General features: G+C 42.7%; 17 protein-coding genes and 1 tRNA gene. 14 read left to right on the top strand and 4 right to left on the bottom strand.

Annotation, left to right across the window (positions count from 1 at the left end):
• Position 1: 1 nt before the first annotated feature.
• From uvrA to whiA, 9 genes are all read left to right on the top strand, one after another.
• Positions 2-2857: an excinuclease ABC subunit UvrA gene (gene uvrA / locus FFM64_RS01635; protein WP_137606250.1), complete on the top strand. Its 2856-nt coding sequence runs from the start codon at positions 2-4 to the stop codon at positions 2855-2857.
• Positions 2858-2917: 60 nt separating this feature from the next.
• The gene (locus FFM64_RS01630; RefSeq protein WP_137606249.1) at positions 2918-3394 is read left to right on the top strand and encodes an S-ribosylhomocysteine lyase; all 477 of its coding nucleotides are present in this window, start codon (positions 2918-2920) and stop codon (positions 3392-3394) included.
• Between the two features lie 310 nt (positions 3395-3704).
• Positions 3705-4940, top strand: a complete 1236-nt coding sequence (locus tag FFM64_RS01625) for an argininosuccinate synthase (RefSeq protein WP_137606248.1) — start codon at positions 3705-3707, stop codon at positions 4938-4940.
• Positions 4940-6346, top strand: a complete 1407-nt coding sequence (gene argH / locus FFM64_RS01620; RefSeq protein ID WP_137606247.1) for an argininosuccinate lyase — start codon at positions 4940-4942, stop codon at positions 6344-6346. Before FFM64_RS01625 ends, argH begins: the two co-directional genes overlap by 1 nt.
• A 141-nt stretch (positions 6347-6487) precedes the next feature.
• A complete protein-coding gene (locus FFM64_RS01615) occupies positions 6488-6817 on the top strand; it encodes a heavy metal-binding domain-containing protein (RefSeq protein ID WP_171000257.1) in 330 nt (109 codons plus the stop codon).
• A gap of 151 nt (positions 6818-6968) precedes the next feature.
• On the top strand, positions 6969-7505 hold the full coding sequence (locus FFM64_RS01610) for an HdeD family acid-resistance protein (RefSeq protein ID WP_137606380.1): 537 nt from the start codon (positions 6969-6971) through the stop codon (positions 7503-7505).
• A gap of 133 nt (positions 7506-7638) precedes the next feature.
• Positions 7639-8523, top strand: coding sequence for an RNase adapter RapZ (gene rapZ, locus FFM64_RS01605; RefSeq protein WP_137606245.1), 885 nt, complete (start codon positions 7639-7641; stop codon positions 8521-8523).
• Positions 8520-9521: a gluconeogenesis factor YvcK family protein gene (locus FFM64_RS01600; RefSeq protein WP_137606244.1), complete on the top strand. Its 1002-nt coding sequence runs from the start codon at positions 8520-8522 to the stop codon at positions 9519-9521. Before rapZ ends, FFM64_RS01600 begins: the two co-directional genes overlap by 4 nt.
• A 14-nt stretch (positions 9522-9535) precedes the next feature.
• On the top strand, positions 9536-10468 hold the full coding sequence (whiA, locus tag FFM64_RS01595) for a DNA-binding protein WhiA (RefSeq protein WP_137606243.1): 933 nt from the start codon (positions 9536-9538) through the stop codon (positions 10466-10468).
• 127 nt (positions 10469-10595) lie between these two features.
• Here the strand turns inward: whiA and FFM64_RS01590 are convergent, their stop codons facing one another.
• Positions 10596-11267 (bottom strand): MmcQ/YjbR family DNA-binding protein, encoded by a 672-nt coding sequence (locus FFM64_RS01590; protein WP_137606242.1) that lies wholly within the window; start codon positions 11265-11267, stop codon positions 10596-10598.
• Positions 11268-11679: 412 nt separating this feature from the next.
• On the opposite strand from FFM64_RS01590, the gene FFM64_RS01585 reads away from it, so the two are divergent.
• On the top strand, positions 11680-13332 hold the full coding sequence (locus FFM64_RS01585; RefSeq protein WP_137606241.1) for a peptide ABC transporter substrate-binding protein: 1653 nt from the start codon (positions 11680-11682) through the stop codon (positions 13330-13332).
• 45 nt (positions 13333-13377) lie between these two features.
• Here the strand turns inward: FFM64_RS01585 and FFM64_RS01580 are convergent, their stop codons facing one another.
• From FFM64_RS01580 to FFM64_RS01570, 3 genes are all read right to left on the bottom strand, one after another.
• Positions 13378-13857 (bottom strand): hypothetical protein, encoded by a 480-nt coding sequence (locus tag FFM64_RS01580; protein WP_137606240.1) that lies wholly within the window; start codon positions 13855-13857, stop codon positions 13378-13380.
• Between the two features lie 121 nt (positions 13858-13978).
• On the bottom strand, positions 13979-14569 hold the full coding sequence (gene clpP, locus FFM64_RS01575) for an ATP-dependent Clp endopeptidase proteolytic subunit ClpP (protein WP_137606239.1): 591 nt from the start codon (positions 14567-14569) through the stop codon (positions 13979-13981).
• 326 nt (positions 14570-14895) lie between these two features.
• Positions 14896-14967 (bottom strand) — tRNA-Arg (locus FFM64_RS01570).
• Between the two features lie 83 nt (positions 14968-15050).
• Between FFM64_RS01570 and rpoN the strand changes: the two genes are divergently transcribed.
• The 4 genes from rpoN to FFM64_RS01550 all read left to right on the top strand — a co-directional run bounded on the left by rpoN (position 15051) and on the right by FFM64_RS01550 (position 20032).
• Positions 15051-16391: an RNA polymerase factor sigma-54 gene (gene rpoN / locus FFM64_RS01565; protein WP_137606238.1), complete on the top strand. Its 1341-nt coding sequence runs from the start codon at positions 15051-15053 to the stop codon at positions 16389-16391.
• Between the two features lie 216 nt (positions 16392-16607).
• Positions 16608-17636, top strand: coding sequence for a sugar-binding transcriptional regulator (locus FFM64_RS01560; RefSeq protein ID WP_137606237.1), 1029 nt, complete (start codon positions 16608-16610; stop codon positions 17634-17636).
• Positions 17637-17692: 56 nt separating this feature from the next.
• A complete protein-coding gene (gap, locus tag FFM64_RS01555; RefSeq protein ID WP_137606236.1) occupies positions 17693-18715 on the top strand; it encodes a type I glyceraldehyde-3-phosphate dehydrogenase in 1023 nt (340 codons plus the stop codon).
• Between the two features lie 114 nt (positions 18716-18829).
• Positions 18830-20032, top strand: coding sequence for a phosphoglycerate kinase (locus FFM64_RS01550; RefSeq protein WP_137606235.1), 1203 nt, complete (start codon positions 18830-18832; stop codon positions 20030-20032).
• The last annotated feature ends 12 nt before the right edge of the window (positions 20033-20044 follow it).

The following is a 20044-nucleotide window of genomic DNA, read 5'->3' as shown; positions in this document are numbered from 1 at the left end:
TTTGGCAAACGATAAGATCGTTATTCACGGCGCCCGCGCCCATAATTTAAAGAATATTGATGTCACGATTCCCCGCGACAAACTGGTGGTCGTGACCGGGCTGTCTGGTTCCGGTAAGAGTTCTTTGGCCTTTGACACGCTCTATGCTGAAGGTCAACGGCGCTACGTTGAAAGTTTGTCAGCGTACGCACGTCAATTCTTAGGCCAAATGCAAAAACCTGATGTTGATTCAATTGACGGGCTCAGTCCCGCAATTTCAATTGACCAGAAAACGACCTCAAAAAATCCGCGTTCAACGGTTGGGACGGTCACTGAAATTAATGATTATCTCCGATTATTGTGGGCACGAGTAGGGACCCCAATCTGTCCTAATGATGGAACACCGATTGCGAGTCAGACCGTTGAACAAATGGTTGACCGAGTCCAAAAGTTACCAGAACGCACGAAGTTACAAATCTTGTCACCGATTGTACGTGAGAAGAAGGGTGAACATAAAAAGATTTTTGAGAAGATCAAACGTGAAGGCTTTGTCCGGATTCGGGTTGATGGTGAAACCCATGATATTAGTGAAACCTTTGACTTAAACAAGAATCAAAAACATACCATCCAAATTGTTATTGATCGGATTGTCGTTAAACCGGGCGACCGTTCACGACTCTTTGATTCATTTGAAGCCGCGCTGCGATTAAGTGGTGGCTATGCGATTGCGGATGTGATTGGCGAGGAACCAATTCTGTTTTCTGAACACTATGCTTGTCCGGTTTGTGGCTTTACGGTGGGCGAACTGGAACCACGGTTATTTTCGTTTAATGCTCCCCAAGGCGCTTGCCCAGATTGTGAAGGCTTAGGCGTTAAGCTGGAAGTCGATGAAGACTTGGTCGTACCAGATAAGAGTTTGACCTTGGATGAAGGGGCCTTGGCGCCTTGGAATCCAATCAGTTCACAATACTATCCAGAAATGTTGAAGCAAGCCTGTGAACAACTCGATATTCCGATGAACGTGCCATTTGAAGACTTATCCAAGGCAGACCAACAGACGGTATTGTATGGTTCGAATGGTAAAGAATTCCACTTTCATTATCAAAATGACTTTGGTGGTGTCCGTGATGTCGATGCCGTTTTCGAAGGCGTAATGAATAACGTTGATCGCCGTTATCGTGAAACTAGCAGTGATTTTACGCGTGATGTGATGCGTAAATACATGACGGAACTGACTTGCCAAACTTGTCATGGCTTCCGTTTGAATCGCAAGGCCTTATCCGTTAAGGTTGGTGGTGAACACATCGGGACAGTTTCCGATGAAGCGATTGGTGATGAACTGGCATTCTTTGAAGACTTGAAATTATCGGAACAATCCTTAGTCATTGCCAAGCCAATTCTAAAAGAAATTCGGGATCGGTTGACCTTCTTACAAAATGTGGGGTTAGCCTACTTAACGTTGAGTCGTGCGGCGCGAACATTGTCTGGTGGGGAAGCCCAACGGATTCGATTAGCAACGCAGATTGGTTCTAACCTATCAGGGGTGCTTTATATCTTGGATGAACCTTCGATTGGGTTGCATCAACGGGACAATGACCGGCTGATCAGTTCTCTGAAAAAGATGCGTGATCTGGGTAATACCTTGATTGTTGTCGAACATGATGAAGACACCATGCGGGCAGCGGATTATATCATTGATATTGGTCCGGGTGCCGGCGAAAATGGTGGCGAAGTCATGGCGGCTGGTACTCCGAAGCAAGTGGCACGGTCACGTAAATCACTGACTGGACAGTATCTTGCTGGGAAGAAATTTATTCCAGTCCCAGCAGAGCGGCGGGCTGGCAATGGTAAGAAGATTCGGATTACCGGTGCAGCCGAAAATAATCTCAAACAAATTGACGTTGATTTTCCATTAGGTGAGTTTATCGTGGTGACTGGGGTTTCTGGTTCCGGTAAATCAACCTTGGTAAATGATATTTTGAAGCGGGCCTTGGCACAGAAGTTAAATAATAATTCTGAAAAGCCTGGTAAATATAAATCAATTAGTGGCGTGAAAAATATTGAACGCTTAGTTAATATTGACCAAAGTCCGATTGGGCGGACACCACGGAGTAATCCAGCGACGTATACGGGTGTTTTTGACAATATTCGAGATTTATTTGCCCAAACGAATGAAGCCAAACTCCGCGGATATCAAAAAGGGCGGTTCAGTTTTAACATCAAGGGTGGGCGTTGTGAAGCGTGTCACGGTGATGGTATTTTGAAAATTGAAATGAACTTCTTGCCAGATGTGTTCGTACCTTGTGAAGTTTGTCATGGTCAACAATATAATTCTGAAACGCTGGAAGTCGAATACAAGGGCAAGAACATTGCGGATGTCCTCAAAATGACGGCTTCCGAAGCAGTTAAGTTCTTTGAACCCATTCCAAAGATTCGTCGGAAGCTTCAAACATTGGTCGACGTTGGTTTAGGCTATGTTAAACTTGGCCAACCAGCTACGACGCTTTCCGGTGGTGAAGCGCAACGGATGAAGTTAGCTTCTGAATTGCACAAACAACAATCGGGGAAGAACTTCTATATTTTAGATGAACCGACCACGGGACTGCATACAGAAGATATTCGCCGCTTGATTGGCGTCTTGGAGCGACTGGTTGACGCTGGCAACACAGTCTTGATTATTGAACATAATCTGGATGTCGTGAAGTCGGCTGATCATTTGATTGACCTTGGTCCAGAAGGTGGCGCTGGTGGTGGGACAGTGATTGCAACTGGGACTCCAGAAGAAATTGCCGCCGTACCAGAAAGCTACACTGGCCAATATTTGAAGCCAGTATTGGCACGCGATAAAGCTCGTGAAGCTGCTGCGACTGCCAAATAACGCTTGGATTGTGCTACACTAAGATTGTTATGAGAATTTAAATAGAGGAGTGTTTTAGATATGGCTAAAGTTGAAAGTTTTACATTAGATCATACGAAAGTTTTAGCACCATATGTGCGTAAAATTACCGTAGAACATGGCGAGAAAGGTGACGCAATCACCAACTTTGATTTACGGTTAGTTCAACCTAACAAGACGGCGATTGATACCGCTGGCTTGCACACGATTGAACATATGTTAGCTGGCCTATTGCGTGACCGGATGAGCGGCGTTATTGACTGTTCACCATTCGGTTGCCGGACTGGTTTCCATTTGATCACTTGGGGTGAACACAGCACTGAAGAAGTTGCTAAAGCTTTGAAGTCCTCATTAGAATTCATCGCTGGTCCCGCTGAATGGAAAGACGTTCAAGGGACGACCATCGACAGTTGTGGGAATTATAAGGATCATTCCTTATTCTCCGCTAAAGAATGGGCAAAATTGATCTTGTCACAAGGTATTTCATCAGATCCATTTGTTCGCAAGGTCGTTGAATAAGTTAGATTGCTATGTAAAGGAGAAGTTCCCAATCGAGGGAGCTTCTTTTTTTTAGGCTCTTTTTTGCCGACGGGTCACCTGATGGAGTGCACTAATAATAACCACTTAAAAGTTAAGAAGGCTTATTTATTTGGACTGGAAAATGAGACGCTTCATACATAACAAAATGAATAAATGCATAAATATCCGTAATTTTACTGAATATTTGAAAAATAGCGAATATTTTATAAAAATCGTTGCATAAAGTTAAATCTGGTGGTACGATACTGTCATTGAGAAACAGACATAAACTTTTTGGAGGTACAAATCAATGGTCAAACAAAATGATAAAATTATTCTCGCTTATTCAGGTGGTCTCGATACATCAGTCGCAATTAGTTGGTTGAAGGACAAAGGTTACGATGTTGTTGCTTGCTGTATTGATGTTGGTGAAGGCAAGGACATGGCAGCGATTAAGGACAAGGCAATCCAGCTCGGGGCCGTTTCCTCATACATGATCGATGCGAAACAAGAATTCGCTGAAGAATACGCTTTGATTGCTTTACAGGGTCACACCTTGTATGAAGGCGAATATCCATTGGTTTCAGCTTTATCGCGTCCCTTGATTGCTAAGAAATTGGTTACCTTAGCTAAGAAAGAACATGCCGTTGCTATTGCGCATGGCTGTACTGGTAAAGGGAATGACCAAGTTCGTTTCGAAGTTGCCATTCATGCCTTGGCACCAGACATTAAGATCGAAGCGCCTGTTCGTGACTGGCACTGGTCACGTGAAGAAGAAATTGACTATGCAAAGAAACATAACATTCCTGTGCCAATTAAATTAAACAGCCCATACTCCATCGATGAAAACCTTTGGGGTCGGGCTAATGAATGTGGGATTTTGGAAGATCCTTGGGAAGGTGCCCCTGCGGATGCCTTTGATCGGACCAAGGCATTAGCTGATACGCCAGACAAGCCAACAGTCCTCGAAATTACTTTCGAAGCTGGTGTACCCGTTGCTTTGGACGGCGAAGCTATGAATTTGGCTGATTTAATCGTTAAATTGGACAAGATTGCCGGCGAACATGGGATTGGCCGGATTGACCATATTGAAAACCGGTTAGTCGGGATTAAGTCACGTGAAGTCTACGAAGCACCTGCCGCAACGGTTTTACTCAAGGCACACAAGGATTTGGAAGACTTAACTTTTGAACGTGAATTAGCACATTTCAAGCCAATCATTGAACAAAAATTAGCGGACACCATCTACAATGGTCTTTGGTTCTCACCACTCATGAACGCTATGTTGGCCTTCTTGAAAGAAACTCAACAAGTTGTTAATGGCGTTGTGCGGGTTCAATTGTTCAAAGGAAATGTCATTACTGAAGGACGGAAGTCACCAAATTCCTTATATGACAAGAACTTAGCTACTTACACTGCCGCTGATGAATTTGACCAACAAGCAGCTGTCGGCTTCATCAAACTTTGGGGTCTCCCAACGCAAGTTAATGCCCAAGTTCAAGCAAAGGCACAAGCAGAAGCCAAAGCAACTAAGGAACATGCCTAATGAGTACCAAGAAACTATGGGGTGGCCGGTTTACTGAAACTGGTGCCAAGTATGTTGACGAATTTGGGGCGTCGATCGGTTTTGATCAGTTACTTGCTGCCGAAGACATCACTGGTTCGCTGGCACACGTTAAGATGCTCAAAAAAACTGGTATTCTCGATGCTGCTGATGTCGATCAAATCGTAGCTGGACTGGAAAAACTGGAACAACAGTTACAAAAAGGCAAGCTCGAATTTTCAACTGTCAACGAAGATATTCACATGAATATTGAATCTTTGCTGACGGAGGAGATCGGACCTGTTGCGGGTAAATTGCATACGGCACGATCCCGGAATGATCAAGTGGCAACTGACTTTCATTTATACATGAAACATCAGTTACCGAAAATTTTGGATCGGTTGCATGATTTGGAAAACGTCCTCGTTGAAAAAGCGAGTGAAAATGTTGAAACGATCATGCCAGGCTATACGCATTTGCAACATGCTCAGCCAATCTCGTATGGTCATTATTTGTTGGCCTATTATCAAATGTTCAAGCGAGACATGGAACGGTTTGAATTCAATATGAAGCATACCGATATTTCGCCACTGGGCGCCGCGGCCTTAGCAGGGACAACGTTCCCAATCGACCGTGAATATAGTGCCAAATTATTGGGCTTCAGTGACGTCTATCATAATAGTTTGGATGCCGTTTCTGATCGGGACTTTGTGTTAGAGTTCTTGAGTAATGCGTCGATTTTGATGATGCATCTCTCACGCTTCTGTGAAGAAATTGTTTCTTGGAGCAGTTATGAATTCAAATATCTGAGCTTGAGTGATCAATTTTCAACCGGGAGTTCAATCATGCCACAAAAGAAGAATCCCGATATGGCTGAATTGATCCGTGGTAAGTCTGGTCGGGTCTATGGCAATTTGATGGGGTTACTCACCGTGATGAAAGCCATCCCGCTAGCTTACAACAAAGATTTACAAGAAGATAAGGAAGGCGCTTTTGATACCGTAAACACTATCTTGACTAGTTTGCATGTGTTTACTGGGATGCTCGCAACGTTGACTGTTAATGAAGAACGGATGGCAAATGCCACCACCAATGATTTCTCAAATGCAACCGAATTAGCTGATTACTTGGCTAACAAAGGTATTCCGTTCCGTGAAGCCCATGCGATTGTGGGAAAGCTGGTCTTGGATGGTTTGAAAAAGAATCGACCGCTTCAAGATATTCCGTTAGCGGAATACAAGGAAATTTCACCGTTGATCGATGAAGACGTCTATCATGATTTAGACGCCAAGGTCGCGGTTGAACGACGTCATTCCTTGGGTGGTACTGGTTTTGATCAAATTAAGGCGGAACTCAAACGTGCGAATGAACAGCTCGCACAGTACCAATCGCTCAACAGCGATAACTAAAACTTGTTTATCAATTTGACCATTGATAACGAAAAGGCCTGGGAATTTTTTCTCAGACCTTTTCATTTTGGTTGAAAACGAATGGAAACGATTGCAACTGAACGTCATTACCGGTATATTTAAAGCACTGAAGGAGTGATTATCATGACGAAAATGTTAGTGACGACGACCGAACAAATTCCAGGTCAAGCCTATGAAATTATTGGGGAAGTTTTTGGGGTCACCACACAATCCAAGAATGTTTTTCGTAATATTGGTGCCTCGATGAAAAATATTGTTGGTGGGGAAGTCAAAGATTATACCAAGATGTTGGATGAAGCACGTGAAGCTGCCGTTGATCGGTTGCGAACGAATGCAACCGAATTGGGCGCAGATGCGGTTGTGATGATGCGGTTTGATTCGGGTTCAATCGGTACAGACATTCAATCCGTGGCGGCGTATGGCACTGCCGTCAAGTTTAAAGAAGCCTAGTTTTAACCGGAATAACATCATGGCAGTAACAGTGAAAGTATATAGGGTATCTGTAAGTTAGATGAGCGGGCACCCAGTGTAGCCAAAGAATTGGAAACTCTTTCATGAACTGGTATGATGGAACTAAAGAATATTGGAGATGTTAAGTCATATGTTTAATGATCATCGTTGGGGCTTTGACTGGACTGAATTCATGACCGGGATCGTGTTCTTGATTGCATCCTATTTTGTTATGAAACAGCCCAAAGCCGCGTTACTTAGTTTAGTTTTCTTATTTGCGATTGCAGCAATTATTAGTGGGATTACCACGATTGGTGGTTATACTAAATTACGTCGTGAAACCGGTTTGCGTGCTAACTTTGCGTTAGTGTTTGCGGTAATTGATATTTTAGTTGGGTTACTCTTCCTGTTCCATTCACCAACTGGTATCGTCGTTTTAGGTTACGTCTTTGCATTCTGGTTCTTAATTGATTCCATCGAACGCTTAGTCGTGGCGTCTCACTTACGCGTTTTCGGGATGGGTTATTACGTCTTTTCCTTAATTTTGGATATCTTGAGTCTAATCATTGGGATCATGTTAATCTTTAATCCAATGGTTGCGGCCTTCTCATTCAATGTTTTGGTTAGTGTTTACTTTGCTATTTTCGGGATTAACGCCATTTTGATTGCGTTTGCCCGTCGAAATTAACTGATTATGATTGGGCGGTTAGGACCAGGAATGGGACTAACCGCTTTATTTTAAGGTCAAACCGAGGGTGTTAGTAGAAATGACACGCCCGGTATGATATACTACCAACAATATGGACCAAAGGAGCAGTGTTATGGCAGATTCATTACAATTAGTCATTGTGTCTGGTATGAGCGGGGCCGGCAAAACGGTCGCAGTCCAGAGCTTTGAAGATTTAGGTTATTTTTGTATTGATAATATGCCGCCCGCCTTATTACCAAAGTTCTCTGAACTCGTAGAAGAATCTGGTAAGATCAAAAAGGTGGCGCTGGTGATCGATTTAAGATCACGCGCGTTTTACGACGAAATTATTGATATGTTGGCAAATTTGGATAATACCGATTTTGTGTCAACTAAGATTCTCTTTTTAGATGCGTCCAATGAAGAGTTGGTTTCTCGGTACAAGGAGACCAGACGCTCTCACCCATTAGCGATGGAAGGGCGTATTATGGATGGTGTTCGCAAAGAACGTGAGCTATTAGGACCATTGAAAGATCGTGCGTCGTATTTGATCGATACGACCACGTTGACACCGCGTGAATTGCGGGAATCGATTTTTGATAAATTTGAAACGAGCGCGGATGAAACTTTCCACATTGAAGTATTATCATTTGGTTTCAAATACGGCCTGCCCATTGATGCAGATATTGTGATGGACGTCCGGTTCTTACCAAATCCATATTATATTCCAGAATTAAAACATCAGACTGGGTTAGACAAGCCAGTATATGACTATGTGATGCAACAACCAGCGACTGAAAAGTTTTATCAACAGTTTATTGGGATGTTGGAAAGTATTATGCCGGGTTATGAAGCCGAGGGCAAAACTAGTTTGACGATTGCGATTGGTTGTACTGGTGGGCAACACCGTTCCGTTGCGTTAACGAAGCGCATTGGTGAAGCCTTGGGTCAGACGTATAAGGTGCACATCAGTCATCGTGATATCGAAAAACGGAAGGAAACAGTTAATCGTTCATGAGAAAATATACGTTTAAGACCCAGCGGCCTAAGATCGTCGTGATTGGCGGGGGGACTGGTTTGCCAGTTGTCCTGAATGGTTTGCGCAAGCAAGCCGTTGACATCACGGCGGTGGTTACGGTGGCCGATGATGGGGGTTCTTCAGGGATTATACGTAACTATGTAAACGTCGTGCCACCTGGTGATATTCGAAATGTGATGGTGGCACTGTCTAATTTACCCGATATTTACAAAGATATTTTCCAGTATCGCTTCCAAGGGGATGACCAGTTCTTTGCTGGGCATGCCATTGGTAACTTGATTATTGCGGCGTTGACTGAAATGAAGTCCGGTGTTTTTGACGCGGTGCAAGAATTGTCACACATGATGCAAGTTGATGGTCATGTCTATCCAGCTGCCAATGAGGCTTTAACGTTGCATGGGCAGTTTAAAGACGGTTCTGAATTAGTTGGTGAAGCAGAGATCACGGCGGCGCACAAGTCACTAGATCGTGTTTGGGTCACTGATAAAGACGGCAATAAACCAGAAGCAGTGCAACCTGTTATTGACGCGATTATGCAAGCCGACCAGATTGTTTTAGGTCCGGGGAGTCTGTTTACGAGTATTTTACCGAACTTGACGATTGATAATATCGGTCGGGCGGTCTGTGAAACTGACGCGGAAGTGGTCTATATTTGTAACATCATGACGCAAAAAGGTGAAACGGATAATTTCTCAGATGCGGATCACGTGCGTGTTTTGAATCGACATTTAGGTGAGACATTCATCAATACGGTCCTGGTCAATACTGAAAAAGTACCGGATGATTACATGGATTTTCATAAGTTTAACGAAGTTTCTCGCCAAGTCAGTCATGACTTCCGCGGGTTACGGGATCAAGGTTGCAAGGTGATCTCAGCTAATTTCTTGAAGTTACGGGACAACGGTGCCTTCCATGATGGCGACCAAGTTGTGACAGAACTGATGAACTTAGTGGGTCACTCCGACGTTTTAAGATAGGAGGACGCTAATAGATGTCATACGCCAGTGAAGTTAAGAAAGAACTAACCAACCTCGCTGTCCATCGCGAGAATGCGAAGGCCGAACTGATGGCCTTGATTCGAATGAATGGGACGATTAGTTTGTCTAATCACCATTTTATTTTGAATATTCAGACCGAAAATCCGGCCATCGCGCGGCGTATCTACCGGTTATTGAAGCAATTTTATGATGTGGCGAGTGAATTAATCGTTCGCCGAAAAATGAAGTTGAATAAAAATAACTTGTATATCGTGCGCCTGAAAACTGGGACAGATATGGTCTTAGAAGATTTGGGAATTTTGAAAGATTTTCAAATCGTTGAAGTTGCCCCAACAGAGGTCCTAACGGATGATGGGGCTGTGCGCTCGTATTTAAGAGGAGCCTTTTTAGCAGGTGGCTCAGTGAATAATCCTGAAACTTCGCGTTATCATTTGGAAATTTATTCACTGTATGAAGAACATAATCGTATGATTTCTGAAATGATGAATCAATATGGGCTAAATTCCCGCACCACTGATCGACGTGGTGGGTTTATTACCTACATCAAGGAAGCCGAAAAGATTGCGGACTTTTTGTCATTGATTGGTGCGACGACTGGAATGTTGAAGTTTGAGGATGTTCGGATTATGCGGGACATGCGCAACTCGGTCAACCGGTTAGTCAACTGTGAAAATGCCAATATGGACAAAGTTGCGAATGCTTCAAGTCAGCAGATTGAAAATATCATGTTGATTGACGAAACGGTCGGGCTAAAACAATTGCCCATTAAGTTACAAGAAGTGGCGATTGCACGACTGGAACACCGTGAAGTCAGTCTGAAGGAATTAGGGACATTGGTTCCCGGTGGACCGATTTCGAAATCAGGAATCAACCATCGGCTCCGTAAAATTAACCAATTTGCGGCCCAACTTCAAAAAGATGCCTAAAAAGAGCGTGGGGAAAAAGACGAGTTTCGTAGCTAAGCGGAGGTAGCAGTCTTTTGTCACACGTTTCGGCAATAAATATTAGGAGTCACAAAAAAGCCTCGCGTTTTGCGGGGCTTTTTATTGTCAATTATTGTGCGAGCTCGTAGCTGGTTTGTAACAGTTTGAGTAGGTCGGCATCTGGGACGCTACCATCCAGAAGAATGGTGAACCAATGTTGTTTGTTCATGTGATAGCCAGGAAAATAAGTTTGATTGTCGATCAGTTGATCGTGCTGTTTGGCTGTTAAACGAAAGTCCACAATTGTGGCGACTTCATCGGAATCTAGGCCCAGCTTGCGTTTGGAGATTTTCATCAACAGGGCATACCATTTTTTAGTGTCGGATCGACGCCAGATCGCATTGTCAGGGAATTTTTTCCAAAGAAATTCCAGTTCATCACCATAATTTTTTTTGATCGTTTGAATCAATAAATGGGCTTGCTCAGTTTGAAAGACATCCTGATCAAAACACTGATCGGCGAGTTTTTGAAGGGTATCAAGATAGGCTTTTCGAACCTGAGCCACGAAGTCCCCAGTGTTATTTGCATTTAAATGGAGGGTGTAGGGTTGTTGCGTTTCGTTATCAATTAATTCTGTGATGACTGTGTGAGGGAGTGTGACGGTGATTGTCAGCGTGAAAGCATCCGCTAGAAATGAGCTTTGGTTCACAAATTGTTGTCCCCGTTTTTGGAAGCCGGCCTTTAATAATTTTTCAGTACGACCACGCTGATTTTTGAAAATCGATTCGGCAATATTATCCAACTTTTATTCCTCCTAGAGTAATGCTTTATCCCTAGTTTAATCGTTATATGGGTTGAATTTCAAATGTCCTGGCCAAGATAAATTTAATTGTGTCCAAAATAATCACTTGACAAAAGTAAGTGGTCATCTCTATACTGAAACCATCTTATGAAATCGGAGAGACGCTTGCTATGAAAAATAATTTGACGCAAATGATGATGTGCTGCCCATGTTGTGACTCTAACAACATGGCTATTTGCGTTGAATTACAAGCATCTCTAGTGCAACAAATCTAACGAGTTTGAGCTCAAATCGTTATGTTTGAAACGCACGCCTGCTTGGAATCTGACGAGATTCTAGACAGGCGTTTTTTTTGTTTCCGGTTGGGGTAAGTTGTGATAAAAAAAGATGAAAATTAAAGGGGCGAACAGGTGTGAAAAAGCGATCAGTGTTAGCAGTTATTTTTAGTTTATTATTAGTGACGGTATTGGCCGCTTGTGGCAAGCAACAGTCCCAAACAAGTGGTAATGGTCAATATGCTGCCAAACAAGTGCTGAATTTATCATATCCAAGCACATTAGACTCGATCGATATTTCAAAGTCATCTGGTTTTGGGACGACTGGGAATATTTTTGAAAGTTTATATCGACTGGGCAAAAATGGGAGCGTCACGCCCGGACTTGCGAGTCAAACTAGTGTTTCAAAGGATGGCCTAACTTACAAATTTACAATTCGTGATGCTAAATGGAGCGATGGCTCAGCAATTACTGCTCAAGATTTTGTTTATTCTTGGCAACGAGCAGTCACGCCGAAAACGAAGTCACAGTACGCATATCTGTTCTCTGGCGTAAAAAATGCGGATGGGATTGTTGCCGGTAAAAAGGACCCAAGTACATTAGGTGTTAAGGCAGTTGGAAAGCACACGTTTGTTGTGACGCTTTCGACGCCAATCAAATATTTCAAGAAGTTGATGACTTATCCATTATTTGGACCAGTCAGTGAAACAGCCGTTAAAAAGTGGGGGAGCAAGTATGCTACCAAGGCACAATACATGCTCTATAGTGGGCCCTTCAAATTAGTCGGTTGGACTGGGACGAATAACCGTTGGCAATTTGTGAAAAATGACCAATATTGGGATAAGAAATCCGTGCACTTAACCAAAATTAATTACACCGTTAATGAAAGTACAACAACGACACTTAATTTGTTCCAAGATAAAAAGTTAGACTTGACGCAACTATCCAGTGAGCAAGTCAAGAATTTGAAGCACAACGCGGATTATAAGACATATCCATATTCAATCACCCAATTCTTGTCCTATAACTTTAATGCGTCGGATGCGACTGTTAAAAAAGCATTGAACAATAAAGATATTCGCCAGGCCATTTCATTAGCCATTAACCGGAAGCAATTAGTGACTAAGGTTATCGGGGATGATTCTAGCACGGCTAAGGGATTAGTTGCTAAGGACTTGGCTAATAATCCGAAAACGGGCCAAGATTTTGCAGATCAAGCCTATTTGAAAAATACCGTGGATTACAATCCAACCCTGGCTAAAAAGCTGTGGGCGAAAGGTTTGAAAGAAACTGGGTTGAAGAAGCTGACCTTGCGGATGGTTTCGTCGAATGAAGAACCTAATAAGCCAGTTTCACAGTATTATAAAGGCCAATTAGAAAAGCAACTTAGCGGACTAACCGTGGATCTGTCTAACATTCCAGCGTCAGTAATGACCCAACGACGTGAATCTGGTGACTTTGACCTGTATCTGGGGATGTGGGGAGCGGACTTTAATGATCCCATCTCGTATTTACAAATTTTCCAAAAAAATAGTGGCTATAACTTTGGTAAATATAGCAGTGCCAAATACGATGCTTTAGTGGATAAAGCGGCTAATCAAGATGCTAATAATGCGGATGCGCGTTGGCAAGATATGATTGATGCGGAACAAGTTTTGATGAAGGACCAAGCAATTGCGCCCGTCTATCAAACGGTCTACTCGTTCTTAGTTAATCCAAAAGTCAAAGGGATTATTCACAACACCGCTGGAACGCAGTGGAATTATAAGTACACTTATATCGAAAAATAATTCAAAAATAAAGCAGCGGCCATTTTTGGTCGCTGCTTTTGTAGTTTAGTGAAATAGCCAGCCGTAATCCAGTATTGCAATAATTGCCGCGATAACTAAGCGGTTGAACTGAATTCGACGTGTCTGGAATTGCTTATCGTCAATTAAGTTAAATGGCAGCTGACCATGTTGTGCCTGCCAATAGTTTCGACGGCGATCAAGCCCCTGACGACCGGACCACCAGCCGATCAAGAGCCAGATAAGCCAAATAAAACTGAGCCATAATTGTGGGACGGACCAACCACTTAAGGGGATAACGAGGCTTAAAATTATAAGTAAGCATAGTGTCACCCCCAAGTATTGCGGTAGTTTGGTTGTGCCGGGTTGCTGATTGTACAGTTTTCGTAATCGACTGCGTTGCCGAATTGTTAAGGTTGATTGTTTGAGGGTGTAGGGTAGCGACCAGATTAAACGGCAGCCCCCGAAAATGACGTAAACGAGTGCAATCACCAGGATGATTGGTGAGGAGAGAATCTTAGCAGACATGAGAAAACCTCTTTAAAAAGTATTGGAATAGCATTAATTATACGCAAGACCAGTGACGTCTGGCGAATCTGACGCCAGCCAAATAAAAAGAGCCGACCGAAGTCAGCTCAATTCATCTAGCTTATTTTAAACTGTTGTTTTCCATGATATCATCGATCAAACCATAATCCTTAGCTTCTTGTGCAGTTAAGTAGTTATCACGTTCAGTATCGTGGTTCAGTTTTTCAACTGATTGACCGGCGTTGTCTGCTAAAATTTGGTTGATCTTTTTACGGGTCTTCAAAATTTCTTCCGCAACAATTTCGATTTCAGTTTGTTGACCTTGAGCACCACCAGATGGTTGGTGAATCAAGATTTCTGAGTTAGGTAAAGCAAACCGCTTGCCCTTAGTCCCGGATGATGCCAAGACACTGGCCATTGAAGCTGCCATCCCCATGACAATCGTTTGAACATCAGATTTGATGAAGTTCATGGTGTCATAGATGGCTAAACCAGCGGTAACGACCCCACCGGGTGAGTTGATATAAAGGTAGATGTCTTTATCAGAATCTTGGGCATCCAAGAAGAGTAATTGGGCAATGATTGCATTGGCCATATTGTCTTCAATGGGACCAGATAACATGATGATACGGTCCTTTAAAAGTCGAGAATAAATGTCATAGGCACGTTCGCCACGTGATGACTGTTCGATAACTGTCGGCACTGGATACATAACTTGTTAGCCTCCTAAGGTTTCAATAGATTAATTAGCTGCTTGCTAATATAAATGTAGTTTACCGCTAAGGTCAGTAAAGGTCAAAAGAAAAACCTCAAAAACAAAATTCCGTTTTAGACCGTTCCGTGGTATACTTAGGCTTCTATCATATACGGCTTGAGATTGGGAAATCCCAATCTCTTTTTTTCGGTCGAAACTCGTTGACAGGCTCACCGGGAACACTGTTGGCGACCAGGCAGAGTGTGTTATGATGAAAGCGGTACATTTGGAAAGTATACTAAAAGTTTGTATAAAAAAAGCTGAGAATCAATCTCAGCAACTGATGCGCCCGGAGGGAATCGAACCCCCATTTCAAGAACCGGAATCTTACGTGCGATCCATTACACTACGGGCGCCTAAACAACATATTATAGTTTAGCGGATTCAAGATAAAAACACAAGGGTTATTAATAAAAATGTTTTTTGGGAGGAATGAGCGATGGCATTAGGACAAGGCTTTCGACAGCAACAACGCCAGAGTCAGAAATTAGCCATGACACAACGACTACAACAATCGATTCAAATGTTGCAGTTTAATGTTGAAGAATTACGGGATTTTTTGACCCAAAAAGCGCTCGAAAATCCATTGATTGATGTTGACACGAATTGGAATGCGAATCATGCGAGCTTAAGTGCTGCTAAAAATGTGGCGACCCATGCAGATTTTATCGAACGGGTCTCAACCACAAATCAGCATTCATTATTTGAATATTTATTAGACCAGATTCATCTAACGATGCGAGACACGAAATTACGCAAAATTGTGTTGGCACTGATTGAATTTGTCGATGTCAATGGCTATCTCAAAGTAGATGATCAACAGATTATGGCCGAGACAAACGCCACGCCAGTTGAATTATTAGATGCAATTACCTTATTGCAACAACTTGATCCACCTGGCGTTGGTGCCCGTAGTTTGCAACAAGCATTAATGCTTCAAACTGAGAATGATGAAAGTGCGCCAAATTTAGCTTACATTATATTAGAAGAAAACTTTGATGCGTTTGTTAATCGTCAGTGGGCATCGCTGGCTAAACAGTATCAAGTTGACTTAGCAGATATCTCAAGTGTGTACGACTATGTTCGAACGTTAAGTCCCACACCGGGGGCCGCAATTGGTCAAGAAACAACGGGTTATATTTTCCCAGACTTGATTGTGACGACGCAGCAAGGTCAGCTGGGATTGAAAACGGCGTCGATGGCTCAGCCGGTGGTTAAGTTTAAAAGCAATTACTACCAAAAAATGAGTCAGCATGATGATCAAGAGGTTACAGAATATTTAAAAGAAAAGAAATCTGAGTACGATTGGATTGCAAGCAGTTTGCAACAACGTGAAGCAACCATCTTTAGGGTGGGGACGGTTATTATTGATCGTCAGGCCGATTTCTTTCTTGAAAACTCAACTGAATTGCAACCATTGTTGCTTAGAGATGTTGCTCAACAGTTAAAAGTGCACGAGTCAACAATCAGTCGTAGTATTAATGGCAAATATATTCAAACTGATTTTGGCATGTTTGAACTGAAACGTTTCTTTACCAAGGCGGTCAACAAACGTCCCACCGAAACTGGAAAATTAATCTCGGCTGATAGCGTTCAACATCGAATTGTGGCCCTGATTGATGGCGAAAATAAAGAAAAACCGCTTTCAGACCAAAAAATTGTTCAGATTCTTAAGTCAGAAAATGTCGAACTTTCACGTCGAACTGTCGCCAAATATCGGGAGAACCTTAACATTCCAGCTTCTTCTAAGCGAAAACAATATTTAAAACCCGAACAGTAATAAAAGCTGTGACTTTAAGTAGTCGGTTATAGGAGCTGTATTGTTCTGATTTGCAACGACCCCATTAACCTGTTATAATTCATGTTGTGGTAAGAGAGGTATGCAACGTCAATTTCGTAGTAAATTATGGTTGTGTGCTTTGTTTTTTGAAGTCTTTGGGTCGTTATTCGACATAGCTGGACTGAATCCGTCCCACTAGAGAGCAGGTTGAATGCCATGCATTCAGATATTCAATGGATTGAGGCAATTGCCCCAGACATGGTTGAGATGCTGAGTCGTCGTTACTTGGTATTAAGAACCATTAATTGGATGGCCCCGGTTGGACGAAGGTTATTAGCTCAAACTCTGGATGTTAGTGAACGAACGTTACGTACCGAAACGGATACGTTACGCAAGTTGGATTTAATTAGTGCTAACAAGTCAGGCATGCAGGTGACTCAACAGGGCAAGGATGTTTTGCTTGGATTGAGTCAGTTCATGGATGAGTTAATGGGAATCCGTCAGAAAGAACGACAATTGGCACAACGTTTTAATATTAAACGTTGCATCATTGTTTCTGGCGATTCTGACCGACAGTTAAAAGTTATCGGGACTATGGGCGAAGAAGTGAACCAACTATTACAGCGGTTATTGCCTGAAGGTGATAGCATTATTGCCGTAATGGGTGGGCATACCATGGAACATGTGGCAAACAACCTTACTAACAAACTTGCTAGCAAGCGTCAGTTGTTATTTGTCCCGGCACGAGGTGGTGTTGGTGAATCGGTTGCGATTCAGGCCAACACGATTGCGTCGCAAATGGCGGAACATACCGGTGGTAAATTCCGGTCACTGTTCGTGCCAGAACAGGTCAGTGAACGAACGTATGAGCCGCTCCTCAAGGAACCAAGTATTCAAGAGGTGTTAGGCATCATTCGGCAAGCTAACGTGGTGATTCACAGCGTCGGCGATGCAGTCTCAATGGCACATCGACGGAACATGTCTGAGGATCAAATCAAAGTTTTAAGACAGCGTGAGGCTGTTGGTGAGGCTTTTGGTTATTTCTTCGATAAAGATGGTAACGTTGTTTATCGGATTCCACGAATTGGCTTGCAAATCGGAGAACTGGCCAATATGGAGATTATACTCGCAGTTGCGGGTGGGGCCTCAAAGGCCACCGCAATTGAGGCGTATATGAAAATCGCACCAAAACGGACGTGTTTGATCACGGACGAAGGTGCTGCTAACTTGATTTTAAAAAAGTAGTTTTCTACTTTTTAAAATAAAAAATATTTTTATTTCCACAAGGAGGAAATTCTAGTATGTCTGTAAAAATTGGTATTAATGGTTTCGGACGTATCGGTCGTTTAGCATTCCGTCGTATCTTAGAACTTGGTGCAAAATCAAGTGATATCGAAGTTGTTGCTATTAACGATTTAACTTCACCTGCATTGTTGGCTCATCTTTTGAAGTATGACTCAACTCATGGTACTTTGGATGCTGAAGTTTCAGCAACTGACGATTCAATCGTCGTAAACGGTAAGAACTACCGTGTTTATGCTGAACCTAAAGCACAAAATATTCCTTGGGTTAAGAACGATGGTGTTGACTTCGTTCTCGAATGTACTGGTTTCTACACATCCAAAGAAAAGTCACAAGCTCATTTGGACGCCGGCGCAAAACGTGTCTTAATTTCTGCACCAGCTGGTTCAGACTTGAAGACTATCGTTTACAACGTTAACGATGACATCTTAACTTCAGATGACCGTATCGTTTCTGCTGGTTCATGTACCACTAACTGCCTTGCACCACTTGCATTCTTTGAAAACAAAGAATTCGGTATCAAGGTTGGTACTATGACAACTATCCATGCTTACACTTCAACTCAAATGTTGTTAGACGGCCCTGTACGTGGCGGTAACTTCCGTGCTGCACGTGCTGCCGGTGTAAACACTATTCCTCATTCAACTGGTGCTGCTAAAGCTCTTGGCTTAGTTATCCCAGAATTGAAGGGTAAATTACAAGGCCATGCACAACGTGTTGGTGTTGTTGACGGTTCATTAACTGAATTAGTTGCTATCTTAGACAAGAAAGTTACTGCTGACGAAGTTAATGCTGCTATCAAGAAGCATACTGAAGGTAACGAATCATTCGGTTACAACGCAGACGAAATCGTTTCATCTGACGTTATCGGTACGACTTTCGGCTCAATCTTCGATCCTACCCAAACTGAAGTTACTTCAGATGGTGAAAGCCAATTGGTTAAGACTGTTGCTTGGTACGATAACGAATACGGCTTCACTTGCCAAATGGTACGTACTTTATTGAAGTTCGCTACTCTCTAATATAAATTAGTTTGTTAGAACTTTAAAACCGCATACGGTTTAAAACGGCGGGGGGAGGCAAACTCTCTCTGCCGTTTTTTTATACGAGTCACGAATTCTAGGAGGATTTTAACATTGGCTAAATTAATTGTTTCAGATTTAGATGTTAAAGATAAAAAAGTTTTAATTCGTGTCGACTTTAATGTTCCTATTAAAGACGGCAAGATTGGTGACGACAATCGGATCGTCGCTGCCTTACCAACGATCAAATACGTTAGCGAACATGATGGTAAAGCTATCTTGTTCTCTCACTTAGGTCGGATTAAGAGTGAAGATGACAAAAAAGGCTTGAGCTTACGTCCAGTTGCTGAACGTCTTTCAAACTTATTAAACAAGCCTGTAACCTTCGTTCCTGTTACTGAAGGCGAACAACTTGAAACTGCAATCAACAACATGAATGACGGCGACGTCTTAGTTGTTGAAAACACTCGTTTCGAAGATGTTGTTAACGGCGAACAAGTTAAGCGCGAATCAGGTAATGATCCTGAATTAGGCAAGTACTGGGCATCACTTGGTGACGTTTACGTCAACGATGCCTTCGGGACTGCTCATCGTCAACATGCATCTAACGTTGGGATTGCTTCAAACATGGACAAGGTTGCCGCTGGTTTCTTAATGGAAAAGGAAATCAAGTTCTTAGGTAACGCGGTTGATAATCCAAAGCATCCATTCGTTGCTATCTTGGGTGGTGCTAAGGTTTCTGACAAGATCGGTGTTATCGATCATTTGATCGATAAAGCTGACAAAATCATCATCGGTGGTGGGATGACTTATACTTTCTATGCTGCTAAAGGCATGGGTATTGGTAACTCACTTGTTGAAAAAGACAAGATCGACTTAGCTAAGTCAATCATCGAAAAGGCCGGCGACAAGTTGGTCTTACCTAGTGACTCTGTTGTTGCTGAAAAGTTTGACAACGATGTTCCTAGCAAGATTGTTGACGGGTCAATTCCTGATGGCTACATGGCTTTGGATATCGGTCCTAAGTCTATCGAAGAATTCAAAGACGTTTTACGCGACGCTAAAACCGTTGTTTGGAACGGACCAATGGGTGTCTTCGAAATGAGCAACTATGCCAAGGGTACGCTTGAAGTTGGTAAGTTCTTAGGAACCTTATCAGATGCAACGACTATCGTTGGTGGTGGTGACTCAACTGCCGCAGTTAAGCAACTTGGCGTCGGCGATAAGTTGACCCATATCTCAACTGGTGGTGGCGCTTCACTTGAATACCTTGAAGGTAAGACTTTACCTGGTATTGCTGCTATTTCTGATAAATAATCTGTTCTCCGA

Origin of the sequence: Lactiplantibacillus daoliensis (genome assembly GCF_005405005.1) — a bacterium.
In the GTDB taxonomy this organism is placed as follows: Bacteria; Bacillota; Bacilli; order Lactobacillales; family Lactobacillaceae; genus Lactiplantibacillus; species Lactiplantibacillus daoliensis.
This window is presented reverse-complemented; position numbering and strand designations above follow the sequence as displayed.

Coding starts and splice junctions, on each gene's coding strand:
- FFM64_RS01630 (WP_137606249.1), top strand. CDS start 2,918: ATGGCTAAAGTTGAAAGTTTTACATTAGATCATACGAAAGTTTTAGCA.
- FFM64_RS01625 (WP_137606248.1), top strand. CDS start 3,705: ATGGTCAAACAAAATGATAAAATTATTCTCGCTTATTCAGGTGGTCTC.
- argH (WP_137606247.1), top strand. CDS start 4,940: ATGAGTACCAAGAAACTATGGGGTGGCCGGTTTACTGAAACTGGTGCC.
- FFM64_RS01610 (WP_137606380.1), top strand. CDS start 6,969: ATGTTTAATGATCATCGTTGGGGCTTTGACTGGACTGAATTCATGACC.
- rapZ (WP_137606245.1), top strand. CDS start 7,639: ATGGCAGATTCATTACAATTAGTCATTGTGTCTGGTATGAGCGGGGCC.
- FFM64_RS01600 (WP_137606244.1), top strand. CDS start 8,520: ATGAGAAAATATACGTTTAAGACCCAGCGGCCTAAGATCGTCGTGATT.
- whiA (WP_137606243.1), top strand. CDS start 9,536: ATGTCATACGCCAGTGAAGTTAAGAAAGAACTAACCAACCTCGCTGTC.
- FFM64_RS01580 (WP_137606240.1), bottom strand. CDS start 13,857: ATGTCTGCTAAGATTCTCTCCTCACCAATCATCCTGGTGATTGCACTC.
- clpP (WP_137606239.1), bottom strand. CDS start 14,569: ATGTATCCAGTGCCGACAGTTATCGAACAGTCATCACGTGGCGAACGT.
- rpoN (WP_137606238.1), top strand. CDS start 15,051: ATGGCATTAGGACAAGGCTTTCGACAGCAACAACGCCAGAGTCAGAAA.
- FFM64_RS01560 (WP_137606237.1), top strand. CDS start 16,608: ATGCATTCAGATATTCAATGGATTGAGGCAATTGCCCCAGACATGGTT.
- gap (WP_137606236.1), top strand. CDS start 17,693: ATGTCTGTAAAAATTGGTATTAATGGTTTCGGACGTATCGGTCGTTTA.